Source organism: Cupriavidus malaysiensis, assembly GCF_001854325.1.
Lineage (GTDB): Bacteria > Pseudomonadota > Gammaproteobacteria > Burkholderiales > Burkholderiaceae > Cupriavidus > Cupriavidus malaysiensis.
In genome coordinates this window covers 218821-237125 of the sequence record NZ_CP017755.1, presented here as the reverse complement: position 1 = coordinate 237125, position 18305 = coordinate 218821, and the positions used below count along the sequence as shown (strand labels likewise).

Sequence of the window (18305 nt, the reverse complement as noted above, 5' to 3'; positions counted from 1 at the left end):
CGCGCGGCACCCTTTCCCTTCTTTCCTGCCGATCGCCCTCATGTCTTCGACCCCTGCTCCCACGCTGCCCGCCACCCTGGCCCTCGCCCGCCCTGAACTGCTGGTCTCGCGCTGCCTGATCGACGGCGCCTGGCGCGACGCCGCCGACGGCCGCCGCTTCGCCGTGACCGATCCTGCCAGCGGCGCGCTGCTGGCGGAAGTGCCCGACTGCGGCGCGGCCGACGCCGCCGCCGCCGTCGACGCCGCGCAGCGCGCCTTCGCCGCGTGGCGGCGCGCCACCTCGCGCGAACGCGCCGCGCTGCTCAAGCGCTGGCACGCCGCCATCCTCGCCAACCAGGAAGACCTGGCCCGCCTGATCTCGCTGGAACAGGGCAAGCCGCTGGCGGAAAGCCGCGGCGAAGTGCTGTACGGCGCCTCGTACGTGGAGTGGTTCGCCGAAGAGGCGCAGCGCATCCATGGCGACATCCTGCCGCAGGCGCAGGCCGGCAAGCAGCTGTTCGTGCTCAAGGAGCCGGTCGGCGTGGTGGCCGCCATCACGCCGTGGAACTTCCCGCTGGCGATGCTGGCACGCAAGATCGCGCCCGCGCTGGCCGCCGGCTGCGCGGTGGTGGCCAAGCCGGCCGAAGACACGCCGCTGACGGCGCTGGCGCTGGCCCGGCTGCTGCAGGAGGCCGGCGCGCCGGCGGGCCTGGTCAACGTGCTGCCCGCTTCGCGCGCGCAGACGCCGGCGGTGGCCGATGCCTGGCTGGCCGATGCGCGCGTGCGCAAGATCTCCTTCACCGGCTCCACCGCGGTGGGCAAGCACCTGGCACGCGCCAGCGCCGATACGCTGAAGAAGGTCTCGCTGGAGCTGGGCGGCAATGCCCCCTTCATCGTCTTCGACGATGCCGACGTCGATGCCGCCGTGGCCGGCCTGATGGCGGCCAAGTTCCGCAATGCCGGCCAGACCTGCGTGTGCCCGAACCGGGTGCTGGTGCAGGACGGCATCCACGACACCTTCGTCGCCGCGCTGGCGCGCGCCGTCGCGGCGCTGCGCGTGGGACCGGCAGACGGCGGCAGCGCCGAGATCGGCCCGCTGATCAACCAGCGCGCGCTGGCCAAGGTGCAGCACCATGTCGAGGACGCCCTGGCCAAGGGCGCCCGGCTGGTCACCGGCGGCGCCCGCCACGATTGCGCCGAGGCGCCGCACGGCCACTTCTTCACGCCCACGGTGCTGGCCGGCGCCACCGCGGATATGCGCTTCAACCACGAAGAGACCTTCGGCCCGATGGTGCCGGTGTTCCGCTTCGCCACCGAGGCCGAGGCCATCGCCCTGGCCAATGCGACACCCTACGGGCTTGCCGCCTACTTCTACTCGCGCGACATCGCCCGCGTCTGGGACGTGGCCCAGGCGCTCGAGGCCGGCATGGTGGGCGTGAACGAAGGCGCGCTGTCGAGCGAGGCGGCGCCCTTCGGCGGCATCAAGGAGTCGGGCTACGGGCGCGAGGGTTCGCGCTACGGCCTGGACGACTACCTGCACACCAAGTATGTTTGCCAGGGCAACCTGGCACGGCACGCGCGCGCCTGAGGCGCGATGCGCCGTGCCGCCAGCCCGTCTCCGGAGACCATGCCACCATGACCTACGACAACGCCTTCAAGGCCGCCATCGCGGCCGGCCGCCAGCAGATCGGCCTGTGGATCTCGCTGCCCGATCCTTACAGCACCGAGCTGTGCGCCACCGCCGGCTTCGACTGGCTGCTGCTCGACGGCGAGCACGCGCCCAATGATGTGCGCAACGTGCTGGCCCAGTTGCAGGCCGCCGCGCCCTACCGGTCGCATCCCATCGTACGGCCGCCGCACGGCGACCCGGCGCTGATCAAGCAATTGCTCGACATCGGCGCGCAGACGCTGCTGGTACCGATGGTGGACACGCCCGAGCAGGCACGGCGGCTGGTCTCGGCCATGCGCTATCCGCCCGCCGGCATGCGCGGCGTGGGCAGCGGCGTGGCGCGCGTCTCGCGCTGGGACCTGCGCCGCGACTACCTCGACCGCGCCGATGCCGAGGCCTGCCTGCTGGTGCAGGCCGAGACCCGCCAGGCACTCGACAACCTGGAGGCGATCTGCGCCGTCGATGGCGTGGACGGCGTCTTCATCGGCCCGGCCGACCTGAGCGCCTCGCTCGGGCACCGCGGCAACCCGGGCCACCCCGAGGTGCAGGCCGCCATCGAGGACGCCATCCGCCGCATCGTCGCCAGCGGCAAGGCCGCCGGCACGCTGACGCCGGACCCGGTGCTGGCGCGCCGCTATCTCGCGCTGGGCTGCACCTTCGTCGCGGCCGGGCTCGACGTGCGCCTGCTCGCCAGCGCCACGCGCGCGCTCGCCCGCGACTTCCTGCCGGACGCGGCTGCGGCCGCGCCCACCGGCGCCACCCCCGCCGGCCCCTACTGAGCCGGCCCGGCCAGGCACCCACCGCAGCGCCTGGCCGCCCCCGCCCCTCCCGCCTTCCCTCCCCCCTGGCTGCGGCCGAGACGCTCCCCCTTATGCCTGCCTGACCCCGATCGCGTGGAGACCTGCCCCTGCGCGTCGCCGGCATCACCGCAAACCCCGCCGATGTGCCGGTCCCGCCATGACCGACGGCTTCCGCGCGCTTTTGCTTGACGACGTTCTCCCATCTGAATAGTATTTTTATGAACATTACGTTCATTTTTGAACATATCACATATCCGCCGTGCAACGCCAAGCGTGGCGGGCAGGCAAACGCAAGGAAGGCAGGAAGACATGGCAAGGCAACGAATCGGCATCAACGGCGCCGGCATCGGTGGACTGGCGGCGGCCATCGCACTGCGCCAGCTCGGCCACGAGGTGGTCGTGTACGAACAGGCGGTACGCTTCGCGCGCGTGGGCGCCGACATCAACCTGACGCCCAACGCGGTGCGTGCGCTCGACGGACTGGGCGTCGGCGCGGCGCTGCGCGAGACGGCGGCACGACCGAGCCATCGCATCAGCCGCACCTGGGACAGCGGCGAGGAAACCTCGCGCCTGCCGATGTCGGAGGCGGCCGAAGCCCGCTACGGCGCGCCGCAGCTCACCATGCACCGCGCCGACCTGATGCACGCGCTGGAGCAGGCGGTGCCCGCGCCATGCGTGCAGCTCGGCCGCAAGGCCACCGCCGTGGTGCCGCGCGAGCAGGGCGCCACGCTGCGCTTCGCCGATGGCAGCAGCGACGACGTCGATGTGCTGATCGGCGCGGACGGCATCCACTCGGTGGTGCGCACCGCGCTGTTCGGCCAGGAGAGCCCGGTCTTCACCGGCCAGGTCGCCTACCGTGCCGTGGTGCCTGCCGAGCGCCTGGCCGGCGTGCCCAACCTCGACGCCTTCACCAAGTGGTGGGGACCGCAGCCGACCTCGCAGATCGTCACCTTCCCGCTCAACCGCGGCCGCGACATCTTTGTCTTCGCCACCGTCGCGCAGGAAAGCTGGCGCCACGAATCGTGGACCACGCCGGGGCAGGTCGCCGACGTGCGAGCGGCCTACGCCGGCTTCCATGCGGAAGCGCGCGCGCTGCTCGACGCCTGCGACGAGGTGCTGATCTCCGCGCTGTACGTGCGCGACCCGCTGCCGCGCTGGTCGGTGGGCCGCTGCACGCTGCTGGGCGACGCCTGCCACCCGATGATGCCCTTCATGGCGCAAGGGGCGGGCCAGGCGGTCGAGGACGCGGTGGTACTGGCACGCTGCCTCGACACCTGGCGCGATGACGTGCCCGCCGCGCTGCAGCGTTACCAGGCCGCGCGCCTCGAGCGCACCGCGCGCATCCAGATCGGTTCGCGCGGCAACCACTGGCTCAAGGAGGGGAGCAATGCCGACTGGGTGTACGATTACGACGCCTGGCGCGCGCCCCTGGCCTGATGACGCAAGCGCGCCGGTCCCAACGCAGAACCATGCAGACACCAGCCAAGCCGACCGGCGCCCGGGCGCGCAAGCCCGCATCCGCCTCTCCCCTCCCTCATGCCGCCGAGCCGGCCGACGCCGATGGCGATGCCGAAGAGAAAACGCAACTGGTCTCGCCCGTGGTACGGGCGCTGCGCCTGCTGCGCTTCATTGCCGAAGGCGGCTCCACCGCCAACCTGAGCGAGGTCGGCCGCCGCATCGAGGTGAACCGCGTCACCGTGATGCGCCTGCTCGCCACGCTGGAGCACGAAGGCATGCTCGACGCCCTGCCGCAGGGCGGCCACCAGGCCGGGCTGGAACTGCTCAAGCTGTCGTCGCGGGTACTGGCCGGCAGCGACCTGGTGGGCTTCGCCCGCCAGGTGCTGCCGCGCCTGGCCGACAGCCTGCAGCTCTCCGCCTACCTGGTGGTGCTGGACGGCGGCCATGCACTCTACCTGCTGCGCCACATGCCGGCCGCCTCGCTGGTCAGCAACATCCAGGTCGGCAGCCGCGTGCCCGCCCACCTGACCACTCCCGGGCGCATGCTGCTGGCCGGACTCTCCGAGGACGAGCAGCGCGAGCGCCTGGGCGCCGAGCCGCTGGTCACGGCGACGCCGCAAAGCCCTGCCAGCTACGCGCGGCTGGGCGAGATCCTCGCGGCCGACCACGAGCGCGGCTGCGCCTGGAGCTTTTCGGCCTACGAACCGGGCATCGATTCGTGCGCGGCCCCGGTGCGCGATGCCACCGGCAAGACCGTGGCCGCCATCAGCGTGGCCGGCCCGGCCCAGCGCTTCGAGCAGGACGGCACGCTGCGCGAGCGCGCGGAGCGGGAAGTCAAGCGGGCGGCGCGCGATGTGTCGGCCTGGCTGGGCGACCCGGGTCGGCTGCGGCGATAGCAGGGGTTTCGCTCGCGGTAGATCAACTGGATTCGCTACGCGCCAGCGCCTGCCCTCTCCCCCGGCCCCTCTCCCGCAAGCGGGAGAGGGGAGCCAAACAGCGCGGTGCGGAACCCGACGCGCTGGACGAAGCCGGCAGGATGCGCCAACACCAATCGCCAAGCACAAGGTCTTGGCTCCCTCTCCCCTCATGGGGCGAGGGCGGGGGAGAGGGGTGGTTTAGCAAGGCGCAACATCCAGCGAAGCCAACGGTGTGATCCAGCACGCGAGCGCCCAAGCGAAGCCAACGGTGTGATCCAGCACGCAAGCCCCGGATGAAACCAACGGTGTAGTCCAAGCTGCAAGCACCGGATGAAGCCACCGACGTGACCCGGCACACAAACCCAAGCCTCCCCGCCAGCGCAAGATCCCCGCCCCGCGCCCCACCTCACTCCGCCTGGATCCCGTGCTTGCGAATCAGCGCAGCCCACGCCGCCGTCTCGGCGCGGATGCGCGCGTCCAGCGCGCGCGGGGCACCGTCCGCCTCGTCGGCCGGCTCCATGCCCTGGTGCTGCAAGGCCTCGCGCACCGAGGGCAAGGCCAGCACCGCGCGCACCTCGCGGCTGAGCGCGTCGACCACCGGCGCCGGCGTTCCCGCCGGTGCCATCAATGCATACCAGGAGCTCACTTCCACGCCGGTGATGCCTTGCTCGGCCAGCGACGGGATCTGCGGTGCGGCCGGCGAGCGGCGCGCCTGGGTGACGGCCAGCGCGCGCAGCGCGCCGGACTGCAGGAAGGGCGCGAGCGTGGGCAGGGTGCCGAACAGGATCGGCACCTGGCCGCCCACCACGTCGTTGAGCGCCTGCGTGGTGCCCTTGTAGGGCACGTGCAGCAAGGTGACGCCCGCCTTCTGCGCGAACAGCACGCCCGCCAGGTGCAGGCCGCTGCCGACGCCGGGGCTGGCGAAGCCGAGCGGCGGACCGGCGCGCCGCGCCAGCTGCACCAGTTCGGCCACGCTGCGCGCCTTGACGGCGGGATGCACGGCCAGCACGTTGGGCGAGCCGGCCAGCAGCGCGACCGGGCGATAGTCGCGTGCCACCTGGTAGGGCAGCGCCGGCATCAGCGTGGGATTGATGGTCAGGTTGCCGGCCGGGACCACCGCCAGGGTGCAGCCGTCGCCGGCGGCGCGGCGCACCGCATCCATGCCGATGTTGCCGTTGGCCCCCGGCTTGTTGTCGACCAGTACCGCCATGCCATGGCGCTCCTGCATGGCGTGGCCGAGCGCGCGCGCCAGCAGGTCGGCGGGCCCGCCCGCGGGGAACGGCACCACCAGCCGCAACGGCTTGCACGCTGGCAGCGCACCGTCCGCCCGCGCCGGGCCGGCGGCCAGCGCAGCGGCCAGGGTGAGGCCATACGCGGTGCGCATGACCAGGACCGCGGCCTTCATGTCGTCGAGACCGCCGCGCGCGGCAGGTAGTGGAGCAGCCTGCGCTCGGCCCACACCACGGCCGCGTAGGCCACCACGCCGATCAAGGTCAGCGCCGCGATCGAGACGAACACTGCGGCGGTATTGCCCTGCCCTTCGCCGTCGACCAGCAGGAAGCCCAGGCCCTGGTTGCCGCCGACCAGTTCTCCCACCGTCACGCCGATCACCGCCAGCGTGGAAGCGATGCGCAGGCCGGAGAACAGCGCCGGCAGCGCCGACGGAAACTCCACCAGGCGGAAGATCTGCCAGCGCCCCGCGTTCAGCGTACGCACCAGGTTGACCATGTCGGGATCGACTGTGCGCACCGCGGACAGCACATTGATCATCACCGGGAAAAAGACGATCAGGATGGCCACCAGGATCTTCGGGTAGATGGTATAGCCGAGCCACATCACGAAGAGCGGGGCGAAGGCTACCTTGGGTGCGATCTGCAGGGCCAGGATGTAGGGCGACAGCACCGATTCGGTGGTGGGCGACAGCCCCAGCACCACACCGACCGCCAGGCCCAGCAGCGAGCCCAGGGCAAACCCGACGATGACTTCGAAGGCGGTGATGCCGAAATGCCGCAACAGGCTTTCCTGCTCCCACATGCGCAGCGACTCGGCCACCACGCGCGAGAACCTGGGCAGGATGAACTCCGGCATGCCGAGCCATCCCGGTCCCCACTGCCAGGCGGCGAGGAAGGCCAGCAGCAGCACGACGCTGCCGAGGCCGGCGCGCACGCGCGCGCTGCGCAGCAGCCGTGCGCGCGGCTCCGGCGGCGCAGCCGCGGACGTGGCGGAAGTGGTCGTGGTGGCGCCGTCCATCACCGGCCTCCGACGAACTGGTTGGTGTAGAGCTCGTTCACCGGCGTGGCGCGCGCCACGATGCCTTCGCTGACGTAGAACTTCTGCACCGCTTCCAGGCGCGCGCCGTCGATGATCCCCAGCGGCTTCTGTCCGGCATAGACGTTCTGGCGATACAGCGCGAAGATGCGCTCCACGGTGGCTTCCTTGCCCTTGAAGGTCGGCACCGCCTGCGCGTAGACCTGCGCCGCGGCCTTCGGGTCCTTGACGATGTCGTCCATGCCGCGCAGGGTGGCGCGCACCAGCTTGCGCACCAGTTCGGGCCTGGTGCGGATGGCCTCGTCGGACGCGAGGATGGCCTGCGCCATGCTCTTGAAGCTGTCCTGCGCGGGCAGCAGTTCGACCTTGGCGCCCGCCTCGGCGGCATTGACGACCCACTCGGGCGCGCCGGCCATGGCGCTGGCCTTCTTCGCCGCGAACAGCTGCCACACGCCGGCCGGCCCGGCCGCCTGCACCGGCACGTCCTCCTTGCCCAGGCCCGCCTTGCGCAGCGTGCCCAGCAGCGCGTAGTAGGTGGTGTCGGCATAGGCCATCACGGTGACCGTCTTGCCCTTCAGGTCCTTGACCGACCTGATGCCTTCGTCCTGGTGCACGGCGAGCTGGGTCAGCGCACCGGCGCCGAGCACCGCCACCGCCTTCACCGGCACGCCGTTGGCGCGCACGATGATCGGCGTATCGCCGATCGCGCCGCCGATGATGGCGTTGCCGGCACCGATCTGCTTGGCCACGTCGACGCCGCCCCTGGCGGCAACGAAGGTGACCTTGATGTTCTCGTCAGCGTAGTAGCCCTTCTGCTGGGCGATCATCCAGGGCGCGAAGGCGGGCAGGTTGGGCGGCGCAGGCAGCAGGTAGGTGACTTCCTCGGGCGCGGCCTGGACGCCGCCGGCGACGGTGGCGAGCAGCGCGGCGGCGCAGGCGATCGATGCGGTCAGTGGCTTGGACATGCGGGGGATCCTTGTCGTGGTGTCTGGCAGCTTGGCTTGTCGTGGGTCGTGCATCGGACGAGCGCGCGGCTAGTGCAGCGCGGCGCTCTCCCTGCCGACCTTGAGCAGTTCCATCAGGCGGCCCTGCAGCGGCCCGATCTGCGGCAGCTTGCGGCGCTCGAGCGGGTTCTCGCGCAGCGGCAGGTCGATCACGATCTCCTCGATGATGGTGCCGGGCCGTTCGCTCATCACCAGCAGCCGGTCCGACAGCGCGATCGCCTCGACCAGGTCGTGCGTGATGAACAGCGCCGTCTTGCGGCCTTGGTGCAGCATGCGCGCCAGGTCCTGCTGCAGCACCATCTTGGTCTGCGCATCGAGCGCGGAGAACGGCTCGTCGAGCAGCAGCACCTGGGGGTCGACGGCCAGCGTGCGGGCCAGCGCCGCGCGCTGGCGCATGCCACCCGAAAGCTGGTACGGGTAGTGCTGCTCGAAACCCTTGAGGTGGCAACGCGCCAGCAGTTCGTCGGCCACGCGGCGGCGCTCGGCGGCCGGCACGCCGTCGATCTCCATGCCCAGCTCGACGTTGGCGCGGATCGTGCGCCATGGCATCAGCAGGTCCTTCTGCAGCATGAAGGCGACCTTCTTGACGGGTCGCGTGACACGTTCGCCACCGACATAGACCTCGCCTTCGCTGGGCAGGTAAAGCCCGGCGCCCATATTGAGCAGCGTGCTCTTGCCGCAGCCCGACGGTCCGATGATGGACACCACCTCGCCGCTGTGGATGCGGATGTCCAGGTGGCTGACGGCGCTGCGCAGCGCGCCGCTCTGGCGGTCGACGAAACGCTTGCCGACCTTGCGGAACTCGATCTCGATCATGGTTGCTGTCTTCCCTCCGCCTTCGGCGCACGCTCCCGTGCCCGGCAGTTGTCGCTTCTTGCTGCTGCCGGCCGTTTGTTTTGTTTCATATATGAAACTATGATCCATAAATGGAACGAAAGCAAAATATAGCGCCTCTGAAGGAGAAGCGAGACTAGGGTTGTCCCTTAGCCAGGAAAAGAAAGAAAAGGTGGGCAAGACCCCGGCGCGCGGGCCACCGTCCGTGCCGGCGGATGAGTGCCACCTCGCGCCGCCTCGCGCCGACAGCGGGCCGCGCCGCACGGGGCGCGGAGTTGGCGGAGCCACCTGCCCGACAATCGCGGCAATGCAGAGGCACCGCATCTTTTGCATCCATCACTCATTTCCTGCACATCCCGCACACATGCACATTGGATGCGCATGAAGCATGCCTTTCATGTGCATCGCTGCGGTCACCCTTGCCGCTGCCACCGCCGCTGGCACGCGCGATGTCAGCCGGACACCGACAGCCTTTGTGGCGGCGGCAGGGCACCAGCGCAGGCCAAGGTGGCGCGCGGACACCACGCGGAACGATGGCACCTGGCCTTACTCCAATTTGAGTCAGTAGGAACTTCAGGAGCGATCATGCAAGGCAAGCACACTTCCATGCGCAGCGTCGCTACCGGTGCCGCCCTGTCCGGCGGCCTCGCACTTTGTGCGCTGCTGCTGCCCGCCACGGGCGTCGCCGCGCCGATGGTGCCGGCCACGTCGGGCTCTATCACCTATGTCTGCGGCGGCGTCGGTGCCGACGAGCAGCAGGCGCTGCAGGCCGACGCGCCGCATTACGGCATGAGCCTGCTGTTCACGGAGGGACGCCGCGGCGAGTACCTGTCCGACGTGGCGGTGAAGGTCCGCCGCAACGGCAAGGACGTGGCAGAGTTCCAGGCGGAAGGGCCGCGCTGCCTGATGAAGGGGCCGCAGGGCAGCTACCAGGTCAGCGCCGTCTACGACGGTGTGGAAAAGCACACCGTGCTGGCCCCGGGCGTAAGCCGGCAGCTCAACTGGTAAGCAGCCGGCATGCGCATCGGGTAACCAACCGGTAACGCTGGTAGCGCTTTGCGCCAGGCAGCGACGCCGGCAGCACGGCCGGCGCCGTGCCCGGCACGAAGCGGGCAGCGGTGGCACACTTGCGCCCTGAACCAAACTCCATGGAGCGAGCCACCATGCCCCAAAGCCGCTGGATCCGCATCGAAGCCGACACGGGCAGCTTCGACGCCTACCTGAGCCTGCCGCCCGCAGCCAAGCTGGACGGTGCGCCCGGCATCGTCCTGCTGCAGGAAATCTTCGGTGTCAACGAACACATCCGCGCGGTGGCCGACCAGTATGCCGCCGACGGCTATGTGGTGCTGGCGCCTGACGTGTTCTGGCGCCTCGCGCCGCGCGTCGAACTGGGCTACGCCGGCGCCGATATGGAGCGCGCGCTGTCGCTGCGCAAGCAGGTCGACGTCGGCCTCGCGCTGCAGGACATCGGCGCGACCGTGCGCGCGCTGCGCCAGCACAGCGGCGGCGGCAAGGTCGCCGCGCTAGGCTACTGCTTCGGCGGCCTGCTGTCCTACCTGTCCGCGGCGCGCGGCCTGGTCGATGCGGCCGTGCCCTTCTACGGCGGCGGCATCCAGAACAACCTGCAGGAGGCCGCGGCCATCGAGGTCCCGGTGCAGTTCCACTACGGCGCGCTCGATGCCCACATCCCGCCCGAAGCGGTACGGCAGGTGCGCGAGGCGGTGGCGGGCAAGCGCGCCGAGGTCTTCGTCTACGAGCAGGCGGACCACGGCTTCAACTGCTGGGCACGCGCCTCCTACCACCAGCATTCGGCGGCCCTGTCGCACGGCCGGGCGCTGACCTTCCTCGCCGACGCGCTCTGACGCGTCGCGGGTGCCGCCGGCGCGGACCGGCGGTGCCTTGCCTTCCTCACCGGGCGCCCTTATGCTGGGCGCCAAACCCGCTTTCAGGCTTGCTGGCACCCAGGTACCCATGACAGGGTGAGGAGGGCTTGGCCTTCGTCGTCCCGCCATGGGACCTCACGATAACGACGGAGACCACCATGCAGTCAGAGCAGCAGCGCGCCCGGCGCAACACCATCCCCGATGCCATCGCGCGCGCCGTACGGCGCGACCCCGAGCGCATCGCCATCCGTTTCCAGGAGCGCAGCTGGTCCTTCCGCGCGCTCGAGCAGGCGAGCGCGCGCGTGGCGGGTGCCCTCGCCGCCTGGGGGCTGCAGCCGGGCGATCGCGTGGCCGCCTTCGGCAAGAACTCGGATGCCTACCTGCTGCTGTGGCTGGGCTGCCTGCGCGCCGGCCTGGTCCACGTGCCGGTCAACTACGCGATGACGCGCAAGGAGGCCGAATACATCATCGGCCAGTCGGGCGCCAGCGCGGTGTTCGCCGATCCGGCGCTGGCCGAGCGCGTCGACGGCCTGCCGTGCCGGCTGCATGGCACGCTGCACGGCGGCACGGCGCACGATGTACTGCAGGCCGCCGCCCAGGGTCCGCTGGCGGAGCTCTCCCCCGCGCTCGACGACGAGATGCCGGCGCAGATCCTGTACACCTCCGGCACCACCTCGGCGCCCAAGGGCGCGGTGATGACACATCGCGCGCTGCTGGCCGAATACGCCAGCGCCATCGCCTGCTGCGATATCCGCGCCGAGGATCGCGCGCTGGCCGCGCTGCCGCTCTACCATTCGGCGCAGATGCATGTGTTCCTGATGCCGCTGCTGCTGATGGGCGGCACCTCGCTGATCGCCGAGAGCCCGGAGGCAGGCTTCTGCCTGCGCACGATCGAAGCGGAAGGACTCAACAGCTTCTTCGCGCCGCCCACGGTCTGGATCGCGCTGCTGCGCCACCCCGGCTTCGACCCGGCGCGCCTCGGCACGCTGGCCAAGGCCTACTACGGGGCCTCGATCATGCCGGTGCCGGTGCTGCTGGAACTGCAGCAGCGCCTGCCCGCGCTCGGCTTCTACAACTGCTACGGGCAAAGCGAGATCGGTCCGCTCGCCACCGTGCTGGGCCCGCGCGAACATCGCGACCGCCCGGCCTCGGCGGGAAGGCCGGTGCTCAATGTGGAGACGCGCATCGTCGACGAGACCCTGCGCGACGTGGCGCCGGGCGAGATGGGCGAGATCGTGCATCGCTCGCCGCAACTGCTCACCGGCTACTGGGACAAGCCGGAGCAGACTGCCGAAGCCTTTACCGGCGGCTGGTTCCATTCGGGCGACCTGGGCTATATGGACGAGGCCGGCTACCTCTATGTGGTCGACCGCATCAAGGACGTGATCAACTCCGGCGGCGTGCTGGTGTCCAGCCGCGAGGTCGAGGAGTGCCTGTACACGCATGCGTCGGTCGGAGAGGTGGCGGTGATCGCGCTGCCGCACCCCAGGTGGGTCGAGGCGGTGGTGGCGTGCGTGGTGCGCAAGCCGGGCGGCGGCGTCAGCGAGGACGCGCTGCTGGAACACGCCCGCGCCAGCCTGGCCGCCTACAAGGTTCCCAAGCGCATCGTCTTCGTCGACGACCTGCCGCGCAATACGGCCGGCAAGCTGCTCAAGCGCCAGTTGCGCGACGACTACGCCGCCTTGTTCGACGACTGAGCGTGCAGCAGCCAGGCGGCGTGCGCCGGGTCCGGACACGCGCGCCATGCGCGCGTCCGGCAGGGATCGCCCGGATCAATACGGGACGGCGACGCCGTTCTCGATCCTGACGCGGTCACCGTTGCGCAGGCGGTAGGCATCGGACTGGGTCAGCGTCAGGTAGGCGTTGTCGCTGGTGCGCACGCGCACGCGGAACGCCTGCGGCGCGGTACTGGCGCGCTTCTCGACTTCGTTGCCGGCCAGCGCGCCGACCACCGCGCCGCCGATGGTCGCCACGGTGTTGCCGCGGCCGCCGCCGACCTGGTGACCGAGCAGGCCGCCGACCAGGCCGCCCACCACGGCACCCGCACCACTGGTGCCGGCCGGCTGCGGCGGCAGCTGCTCGATGGATTCGACCCAGCCGTAGCGCACGCCGTAGGCCACCGGTGCCGCCGGTGCTCCCTGCGCATAGCCCGGCGCGCCGTAGGACCCTTGCTGGCCAGACTGGCCATAAGCGGGCGGCTGGCCGGCCGCCCCGGGATAGGTGGCCGGGGGATAAGCGGCCGGGGGATAGGCCGGAGCCGGCTCGGCCGGCGCATAGGCAGGCGCCGGCGCCTGCGGGCCGGGGTAGGCCGGCGGCGCATAGGCGCCGGCCTGCGCCCCGTCGGCAGAGGCATAGCCATCCTGGCTCACATAGGTGCCACCGGCGGTGCTGCCGCCATAGCCATTGGCGTACCCCGTGGCGCCTGCACTGCCATAGGGGGCGTACCCGCCGTAGCCTCCCGGGCTGCCGTAGCCATACGGCGCGGCACAGGCGCCAAGCCCCAGCGCGGCAAGCGCTGCAAGGGTGACGGACAGCAGGGAACGGACAGGCACGGACATGGGAATGCGACTCCAGCGCAAGGTGGTGGGAATGCGCGCGAGTCTAGGGCCGCGGCCGCTGCATGGGTGTCACGGAGAACACGGATTCGTAACGCGCTGTAACCAAACGCCATGGGGCCGCAGCAGCGGCCGGCCTCAGCCCCGTTCGGCGCCGTCGTCGTTGAACGCGGTGATACGCGCCACGCGGAAGGTACCCTGCAGCGACTCGAGTTCGACCCGGTGGAGCATGGCCAGCCGCGCCAGCGAGCGCTCTCCGGCGGGCAACAGGTGTACCTCGACGATGCGGCGGTCGCCGGCATTGACCTGGCGCCGCACCAGCCCGGCTTCCTCGCAGCGGTTGACCAGGGCCACCACGCCATGCGGCTTGGCCTGCAGGCGCTCCGCCAGCTCACCGATCGAGGCCCAGTCCTTGCCAGGACAGCCGCGCACATGGAGCAGCAGCAGGTACTGCTGCACCGTCAGCCCCTCCTCGCGCGCGGCATCCTCCGAAAAGCGGAGGAAACGCCGCAGCTGGTAGCGGAAATCGGACAGGGCTTCGAAATCCCGCTTGTCGAGCGGGATCGGGGCTGCGGTGGTTCGGCGCGTCATCTGGGCTGGGAGAAAGACGGGCGGCACCGATGCGGCGGCCTGCGTCGTTGCCCGGCATTATAGGGAGAGGCACGCCACACCCCGCGCGGAATGCCGTCGGGGGCGAGGGCTGTGGCAGAATCTGTGCGGTTGCAGACCCTTTGCGGCTCCTTATCCACGCCCACGGAACTCCCCCGATGTTCACGGAAATTGCACTCTTCCTGCTCGATACCGTCTTCTCCCTGTTCGGCATGGCGCTGCTGCTGCGGCTGTGGATGCAGTTGACACGGCTGCCCACCCGCAATCCCGTGTCGCAGGGCGTGTTCCAGGTGACCGACTGGCTGGTGCGTCCCTTGCGCCGCATCATTCCCGGCCTGGGCGGCTTCGACTGGGCCACGCTGGTCGGTGCCTGGCTGGCGGCGGTGGTCTACCTGACGCTGGCGCTGATGGTGTCGGGCGGCAATCCGCTCGACTTCCTGCCGTTCTCGCTGCTGATGGCGATTCCGAGCGTGCTGAAGTGGGGCGTCAGCCTGGTGATGTGGGTGACCTTGCTGATGGCCCTGCTGTCCTGGGTCAACCCGCACTCCCCGATCACCCCCATCATCCACCACCTGACGGCCCCGCTGCTGCGGCCGATCCAGCGCGTGGTGCCGCGCCTGGGCGGCTTCGACATCTCGCCGCTGGTGCTGTTCGTGATCGCGCAGATCCTGCTGATGATGATCGCGCGCCTGGGCGCCGGCCTGACCGGCACGCGCTTCCTGCTGTAAAGGCTGGGCCTGGCGGCCCAGGCCGCCGGGGCAAGCATTGTCCACGAGCCTGGACAGTGTGTTGAGAATTGATGCTTTTTCTCGAATTCTGCAGCGACTACAGTACGGTCAACGTGGCCCGAACCACGCACACTGCCAAGACAAGAGAAGAAAACATCATGAAGACTCCCTCCCAAACCCGCAGCCTCGTCCTCTCCCTGCTCTGCGCCGTCGGCCTCTCGCTTGGTGCCGCCGCCGGCGCGCACGCAGCGGCACTGGATTCCGACCTGACCCGCCTGGACGGCAGCGTCGGCCACGCGGGTGCGCGCGATCCGTACTCGGAAGGCGCACGCGCCGGCAATCGCGACCCGTACTCGGATGGCGCACGCATCGGCGCCCGTGACCCGTATGCGGAAGGCGCGAACCTGGGCCGCCGCGACCCGTACTCGGAAGGCGCCAACCTCGGCCGCCGCGACAGCTTCAGCGAAGGCGCCTGAGACATCGGGCACGTCCGGCACGTCGGGCACACCTGACGGCGCCGCGCCCTTGCCGGGACCGCTGCCGCCGGTACCGGTGGCGCAGGGACTCCCCGCCCTGCGCTGCCTCAGCAGATCGCGATGCCGGCCTGCTCGTGGGCAGCCAGCATCGACTCCACCTCTTCCATGAAGGCCCGCACCTTGCGCGGCTGCAGGCGCCGGTCCGGCAACAGGGCGAAGACCCGCAAGGGCGGCGGCGTGAATTCCGGCAAGACGCGCACCAGCCTGCCCTGGGCCACCTCGGCCTCGCAGTAGTGCAGCGCCAGCCGCACGATGCCCAGCCCGGCGAGCGCCCCTTGCAGGCGCAGTTCCGCGTTGAACGTCTGCATGCGCGGGTGGATCGGCACCGATACGCGCTCGCCGGCGTAGGTGAACTCCCAGACCGTATCGCCCGGCGTGGTCAGCACCGGCAGGTTGGCCAGCTGCTCGGGCACGGCCGCCTGCGGCAGCGTGGCGGCCAGCGCGGGCGCGGCGAACAGGCCGCGCTCGACATGGTAGATGCGGCGCGCGACCGTGCCGGAGTCCGGCAGATCGGCATCGACCGCGACGAAGGCGATATCGAAGCCGTCACGGATCGGATCGACCAGGCCTTGTGCCGTTTCCACCGACACGTCCAGCTCCGGGTACGCGGCCAGGGTACGGCAGATCACGCCCCCGAGCTGCTGGGCGCCGAACTCGTAGGGGGTGGCAATGCGCAGCACGCCCTGCACGCGCTCCTCGCGCGCCAGGGTTTCCTGCCGGATCTCGCGCAGCCGCGCGAACAAGGGCGCCACATCCCGGTAGACGGCGCTGCCCGCGTCCGTCAGGCGCATGCGGCGCGTGGTGCGCTCCAGCAGCTTGGCACCGATGGCGTCCTCGAGCCGGGCCACCGCCGCCGAGACGCGGGACTTCGGGCACTCGAGCTGCTCGGCGGCAGCGGTGAAGGTGCCGTACTCCACCACGCTGCAGAATGCCTCCCAATCGTTCCACTGAATCGTTTCGTTCGCTGACGACACTTTCCTCTGCGGCACAGTCGGTGCGCCGCGCCTCCTAATCGGCCGAATTCGCGCGACATTATGCGGCACGCGGCGGACAGCGTCTGCACAAGCCGGCGGGCGCGGCACCGAAAGCCGGCCTGCCGGCGCCGGCTTGCGCACTCCGGCGCCATACAGCGCGCCGCCGCGGCTGCCGCCAGCGGCAGGATGCGGCGGGTGCGCCACTGGCGCCGAACGCGCATTTCCTCTACCCTTTCGGCCTTTCCGTGCTATTCGGCGCCAAGCCGATTCCACCGATGGCCACCCCAGCCACCTCCCATCCGACGGCCGAAGCCGGCGCCGGTCCGGCGGCCGAGAAGCCGAGCGACAGCTACGTGCAGTCCTTCGCGCGCGGCCTGTCCGTGATTCGCGCCTTCAACGCCGAGCACCCGGCCCAGACCCTGACCGAGATCGCGCAGGCCAGCGGGCTGACGCGGGCCGGCGCGCGCCGCATCCTGCTGACGCTGGTCGGTCTCGGCTACGTGCAGGCGGACGGCCGGCTGTTCCGCCTGACCCCCAAGATCCTGGACCTGGGCTTCGCCTACCTGACCTCGATGCCGTTCTGGAACCTGGCCGAGCCGATCATGGAGACGCTGTCGCAGCAGGTGCACGAGAGCTGTTCCATCTCGGTGCTGGACGGCACGGAGATCGTCTACGTGCTGCGGGTGCCGGCGCGCAAGATCATGACCATCAACCTGTCGATCGGCAGCCGCCTGCCCGCCTACTGCTCGTCGATGGGGCGCGTGCTGCTGGCCGGCCTGCCGGAAGCCGAACTGGACCGCGTGCTGCGGGCCTCGGATCTGCGCGCGCGCACGCGCAACACCGTCACCGATATCGACGCGCTCAAGCAGGTGATCGCCGATATCCGCGCGCGCGGCTGGGCGGAGAACGACCAGGAACTGGAGGAAGGGCTGGTGTCGCTGGCGGCGCCCATCCGCAACCGTGCGGGACAGGTGCTCGCCGCCATCAATATCAGCGGCCAGGCCAACCGCACCAGCGCCGCCGAAATGATCCAGAACTTCCTGCCGCCGCTGCTGGCGGCCTCGGAGAAGATCTCCAACCTGGTCGGCCTGCGCACCTGAGGCGCTGGCGGGGGCGTCGCGCGGGGGCCAGCCCCGCGCCGCTCAGGCCGGAGGCAGCGCGATGCTGCCGAACTCGGCCGAACGCGTGCCCGGCAGCGGTTGGTTGCCGGCGCCGTGGTAGGCGAAGGCCACCGACAGCTTGACCGCTTCCGAGGCATTGCGCCCGGCACTGTGGAACAGGCGGCTGTCGAAGAACAGCACGTCGCCACGATGCAGCGACAAGGGCACCACGCCCTGCAGCAGCGCCTGGCTGGCCGGATGCGCCTCCACCAGGAATTCCAGCGCGTCGAGCTGTCCGGGTTCGAGCGCCGCCCGGTGCGAGCCGGGAATCACGCGCAGCACGCCGTTACGCTCGTCCTCGTCGCCCAACGCCAGCCACACCGTCACCAACTCGGGGCTGGTAAACGACCAGTAGCGCGTATCGCGGTGCCAGCCGGTCTGGCTGCCGAAATGCGGGTGCTTGGTCATCACGCAATTGTGGTGCGCCAGCGTCAGCCGGGCCGGTTCGCCCAGCAGGCCTTCGACCACCCGCACCAGCGCCGGATCGCCGGCCCAGCGGCGGAACACCTCGTCCCGGCCATAAGCCTGGCGCAGCCGCCGCACGGTGCCGCCGCCGGCGGCATCGCGGCTGGCCGGCGCGCCGGGATAGCCCAGCTCGGCTTCGTACTCCACCGGCGGCACAGCGCCGGCCAGATGCGCGCGGGCCACCTGCTCCAGCGCCGCGCAGACGGCCTCGGGCGCGAAGCTGCGCAAGACCAGGTAGCCATCCTGGTGGAAATCCACGGCCAGTTTGTCCAGTTCGGCCGGGGACGGGGAAATCCCGCCGGCCGCCGCTGGCGCCGTCGGGTGGGGTTGCTGCGGGGAAGTCATCGCGTGTGACCGGTTGATCGGCAATAGCTTCGATGATGCCAGAAGCGGGGCGCCCCGGTGTACCCGCCCGGAGGGTGCGGCAGCGGACAGTCCGCGCGGTGGCGCGCACCGCTACAATGGC

At 70.5% G+C, this 18305-nt stretch carries 18 protein-coding genes; 10 read left to right on the top strand and 8 right to left on the bottom strand.

The annotated features are described in order from the left end of the window. The first annotated feature begins 40 nt into the window (after positions 1-40). From BKK80_RS20950 to BKK80_RS20935, 4 genes are all read left to right on the top strand, one after another. Complete coding sequence (locus BKK80_RS20950; protein WP_071071055.1) at positions 41-1567, top strand: NAD-dependent succinate-semialdehyde dehydrogenase; 1527 nt, start codon at positions 41-43, stop codon at positions 1565-1567. A 47-nt stretch (positions 1568-1614) separates the two neighbouring features. Continuing rightward, the gene (hpaI, locus tag BKK80_RS20945) at positions 1615-2427 is read left to right on the top strand and encodes a 4-hydroxy-2-oxoheptanedioate aldolase (RefSeq protein WP_071071053.1); all 813 of its coding nucleotides are present in this window, start codon (positions 1615-1617) and stop codon (positions 2425-2427) included. A gap of 330 nt (positions 2428-2757) precedes the next feature. Further along, positions 2758-3885: an FAD-dependent monooxygenase gene (locus BKK80_RS20940; protein WP_071039229.1), complete on the top strand. Its 1128-nt coding sequence runs from the start codon at positions 2758-2760 to the stop codon at positions 3883-3885. A gap of 32 nt (positions 3886-3917) precedes the next feature. Beyond that, entirely contained in the window at positions 3918-4802 is an 885-nt protein-coding gene (locus BKK80_RS20935) for an IclR family transcriptional regulator (RefSeq protein ID WP_083384314.1), read from the top strand. Positions 4803-5229: 427 nt separating this feature from the next. Here the strand turns inward: BKK80_RS20935 and BKK80_RS20930 are convergent, their stop codons facing one another. The 4 genes from BKK80_RS20930 to BKK80_RS20915 form a co-directional block, all read right to left on the bottom strand. Beyond that, positions 5230-6228, bottom strand: a complete 999-nt coding sequence (locus tag BKK80_RS20930) for a tripartite tricarboxylate transporter substrate binding protein (RefSeq protein WP_071071051.1) — start codon at positions 6226-6228, stop codon at positions 5230-5232. After that, complete coding sequence (locus tag BKK80_RS20925; RefSeq protein ID WP_156811413.1) at positions 6225-7073, bottom strand: ABC transporter permease; 849 nt, start codon at positions 7071-7073, stop codon at positions 6225-6227. Before BKK80_RS20925 ends, BKK80_RS20930 begins: the two co-directional genes overlap by 4 nt. After that, positions 7073-8056 carry an ABC transporter substrate-binding protein gene (locus BKK80_RS20920; protein WP_071071049.1) on the bottom strand — a complete coding sequence of 328 codons (984 nt, stop codon included), beginning with the start codon at positions 8054-8056 and terminating at the stop codon, positions 7073-7075. The genes BKK80_RS20925 and BKK80_RS20920 overlap by 1 nt, the downstream gene beginning before the upstream one ends. A gap of 69 nt (positions 8057-8125) precedes the next feature. Continuing rightward, positions 8126-8911, bottom strand: coding sequence for an ABC transporter ATP-binding protein (locus BKK80_RS20915; RefSeq protein ID WP_071071047.1), 786 nt, complete (start codon positions 8909-8911; stop codon positions 8126-8128). Between the two features lie 603 nt (positions 8912-9514). On the opposite strand from BKK80_RS20915, the gene BKK80_RS20910 reads away from it, so the two are divergent. The 3 genes from BKK80_RS20910 (at position 9515) to BKK80_RS20900 (ending at position 12509) form a co-directional block, all read left to right on the top strand. After that, positions 9515-9937 (top strand): hypothetical protein, encoded by a 423-nt coding sequence (locus BKK80_RS20910; RefSeq protein WP_071017394.1) that lies wholly within the window; start codon positions 9515-9517, stop codon positions 9935-9937. A 155-nt stretch (positions 9938-10092) separates the two neighbouring features. After that, positions 10093-10791, top strand: coding sequence for a dienelactone hydrolase family protein (locus tag BKK80_RS20905; RefSeq protein ID WP_071017396.1), 699 nt, complete (start codon positions 10093-10095; stop codon positions 10789-10791). A 179-nt stretch (positions 10792-10970) separates the two neighbouring features. Beyond that, complete coding sequence (locus tag BKK80_RS20900; RefSeq protein WP_071017398.1) at positions 10971-12509, top strand: acyl-CoA synthetase; 1539 nt, start codon at positions 10971-10973, stop codon at positions 12507-12509. 75 nt (positions 12510-12584) lie between these two features. On the opposite strand, the gene BKK80_RS20895 is transcribed toward BKK80_RS20900, so the two are convergent. Both BKK80_RS20895 and BKK80_RS20890 read right to left on the bottom strand, forming a co-directional pair. Continuing rightward, positions 12585-13370 (bottom strand): glycine zipper 2TM domain-containing protein, encoded by a 786-nt coding sequence (locus BKK80_RS20895; protein WP_071071045.1) that lies wholly within the window; start codon positions 13368-13370, stop codon positions 12585-12587. A gap of 135 nt (positions 13371-13505) precedes the next feature. Further along, complete coding sequence (locus tag BKK80_RS20890; RefSeq protein WP_071017401.1) at positions 13506-13958, bottom strand: MarR family winged helix-turn-helix transcriptional regulator; 453 nt, start codon at positions 13956-13958, stop codon at positions 13506-13508. 176 nt (positions 13959-14134) lie between these two features. Here BKK80_RS20890 and BKK80_RS20885 point away from each other — a divergent pair, with 176 nt between their 5' ends. Beyond that, entirely contained in the window at positions 14135-14704 is a 570-nt protein-coding gene (locus tag BKK80_RS20885) for a YggT family protein (RefSeq protein WP_071017403.1), read from the top strand. Between the two features lie 71 nt (positions 14705-14775). Further along, positions 14776-15180, top strand: coding sequence for a hypothetical protein (locus tag BKK80_RS20880; protein WP_335582972.1), 405 nt, complete (start codon positions 14776-14778; stop codon positions 15178-15180). Between the two features lie 107 nt (positions 15181-15287). Here the strand turns inward: BKK80_RS20880 and BKK80_RS20875 are convergent, their stop codons facing one another. Continuing rightward, a complete protein-coding gene (locus BKK80_RS20875; RefSeq protein ID WP_071039224.1) occupies positions 15288-16214 on the bottom strand; it encodes a LysR family transcriptional regulator in 927 nt (308 codons plus the stop codon). Positions 16215-16489: 275 nt separating this feature from the next. Here BKK80_RS20875 and BKK80_RS20870 point away from each other — a divergent pair, with 275 nt between their 5' ends. Continuing rightward, complete coding sequence (locus tag BKK80_RS20870) at positions 16490-17314, top strand: IclR family transcriptional regulator (protein ID WP_071017409.1); 825 nt, start codon at positions 16490-16492, stop codon at positions 17312-17314. 42 nt (positions 17315-17356) lie between these two features. On the opposite strand, the gene BKK80_RS20865 is transcribed toward BKK80_RS20870, so the two are convergent. Next, positions 17357-18184 (bottom strand): phytanoyl-CoA dioxygenase family protein, encoded by an 828-nt coding sequence (locus BKK80_RS20865; RefSeq protein WP_071039223.1) that lies wholly within the window; start codon positions 18182-18184, stop codon positions 17357-17359. Positions 18185-18305: the final 121 nt, after the last annotated feature.

Coding starts and splice junctions, on each gene's coding strand:
- BKK80_RS20950 (WP_071071055.1), top strand. CDS start 41: ATGTCTTCGACCCCTGCTCCCACGCTGCCCGCCACCCTGGCCCTCGCC.
- hpaI (WP_071071053.1), top strand. CDS start 1,615: ATGACCTACGACAACGCCTTCAAGGCCGCCATCGCGGCCGGCCGCCAG.
- BKK80_RS20940 (WP_071039229.1), top strand. CDS start 2,758: ATGGCAAGGCAACGAATCGGCATCAACGGCGCCGGCATCGGTGGACTG.
- BKK80_RS20935 (WP_083384314.1), top strand. CDS start 3,918: ATGCAGACACCAGCCAAGCCGACCGGCGCCCGGGCGCGCAAGCCCGCA.
- BKK80_RS20930 (WP_071071051.1), bottom strand. CDS start 6,228: ATGAAGGCCGCGGTCCTGGTCATGCGCACCGCGTATGGCCTCACCCTG.
- BKK80_RS20925 (WP_156811413.1), bottom strand. CDS start 7,073: ATGGACGGCGCCACCACGACCACTTCCGCCACGTCCGCGGCTGCGCCG.
- BKK80_RS20920 (WP_071071049.1), bottom strand. CDS start 8,056: ATGTCCAAGCCACTGACCGCATCGATCGCCTGCGCCGCCGCGCTGCTC.
- BKK80_RS20915 (WP_071071047.1), bottom strand. CDS start 8,911: ATGATCGAGATCGAGTTCCGCAAGGTCGGCAAGCGTTTCGTCGACCGC.
- BKK80_RS20910 (WP_071017394.1), top strand. CDS start 9,515: ATGCAAGGCAAGCACACTTCCATGCGCAGCGTCGCTACCGGTGCCGCC.
- BKK80_RS20905 (WP_071017396.1), top strand. CDS start 10,093: ATGCCCCAAAGCCGCTGGATCCGCATCGAAGCCGACACGGGCAGCTTC.
- BKK80_RS20900 (WP_071017398.1), top strand. CDS start 10,971: ATGCAGTCAGAGCAGCAGCGCGCCCGGCGCAACACCATCCCCGATGCC.
- BKK80_RS20895 (WP_071071045.1), bottom strand. CDS start 13,370: ATGTCCGTGCCTGTCCGTTCCCTGCTGTCCGTCACCCTTGCAGCGCTT.
- BKK80_RS20890 (WP_071017401.1), bottom strand. CDS start 13,958: ATGACGCGCCGAACCACCGCAGCCCCGATCCCGCTCGACAAGCGGGAT.
- BKK80_RS20885 (WP_071017403.1), top strand. CDS start 14,135: ATGTTCACGGAAATTGCACTCTTCCTGCTCGATACCGTCTTCTCCCTG.
- BKK80_RS20880 (WP_335582972.1), top strand. CDS start 14,776: ATGCTTTTTCTCGAATTCTGCAGCGACTACAGTACGGTCAACGTGGCC.
- BKK80_RS20870 (WP_071017409.1), top strand. CDS start 16,490: ATGGCCACCCCAGCCACCTCCCATCCGACGGCCGAAGCCGGCGCCGGT.
- BKK80_RS20865 (WP_071039223.1), bottom strand. CDS start 18,184: ATGACTTCCCCGCAGCAACCCCACCCGACGGCGCCAGCGGCGGCCGGC.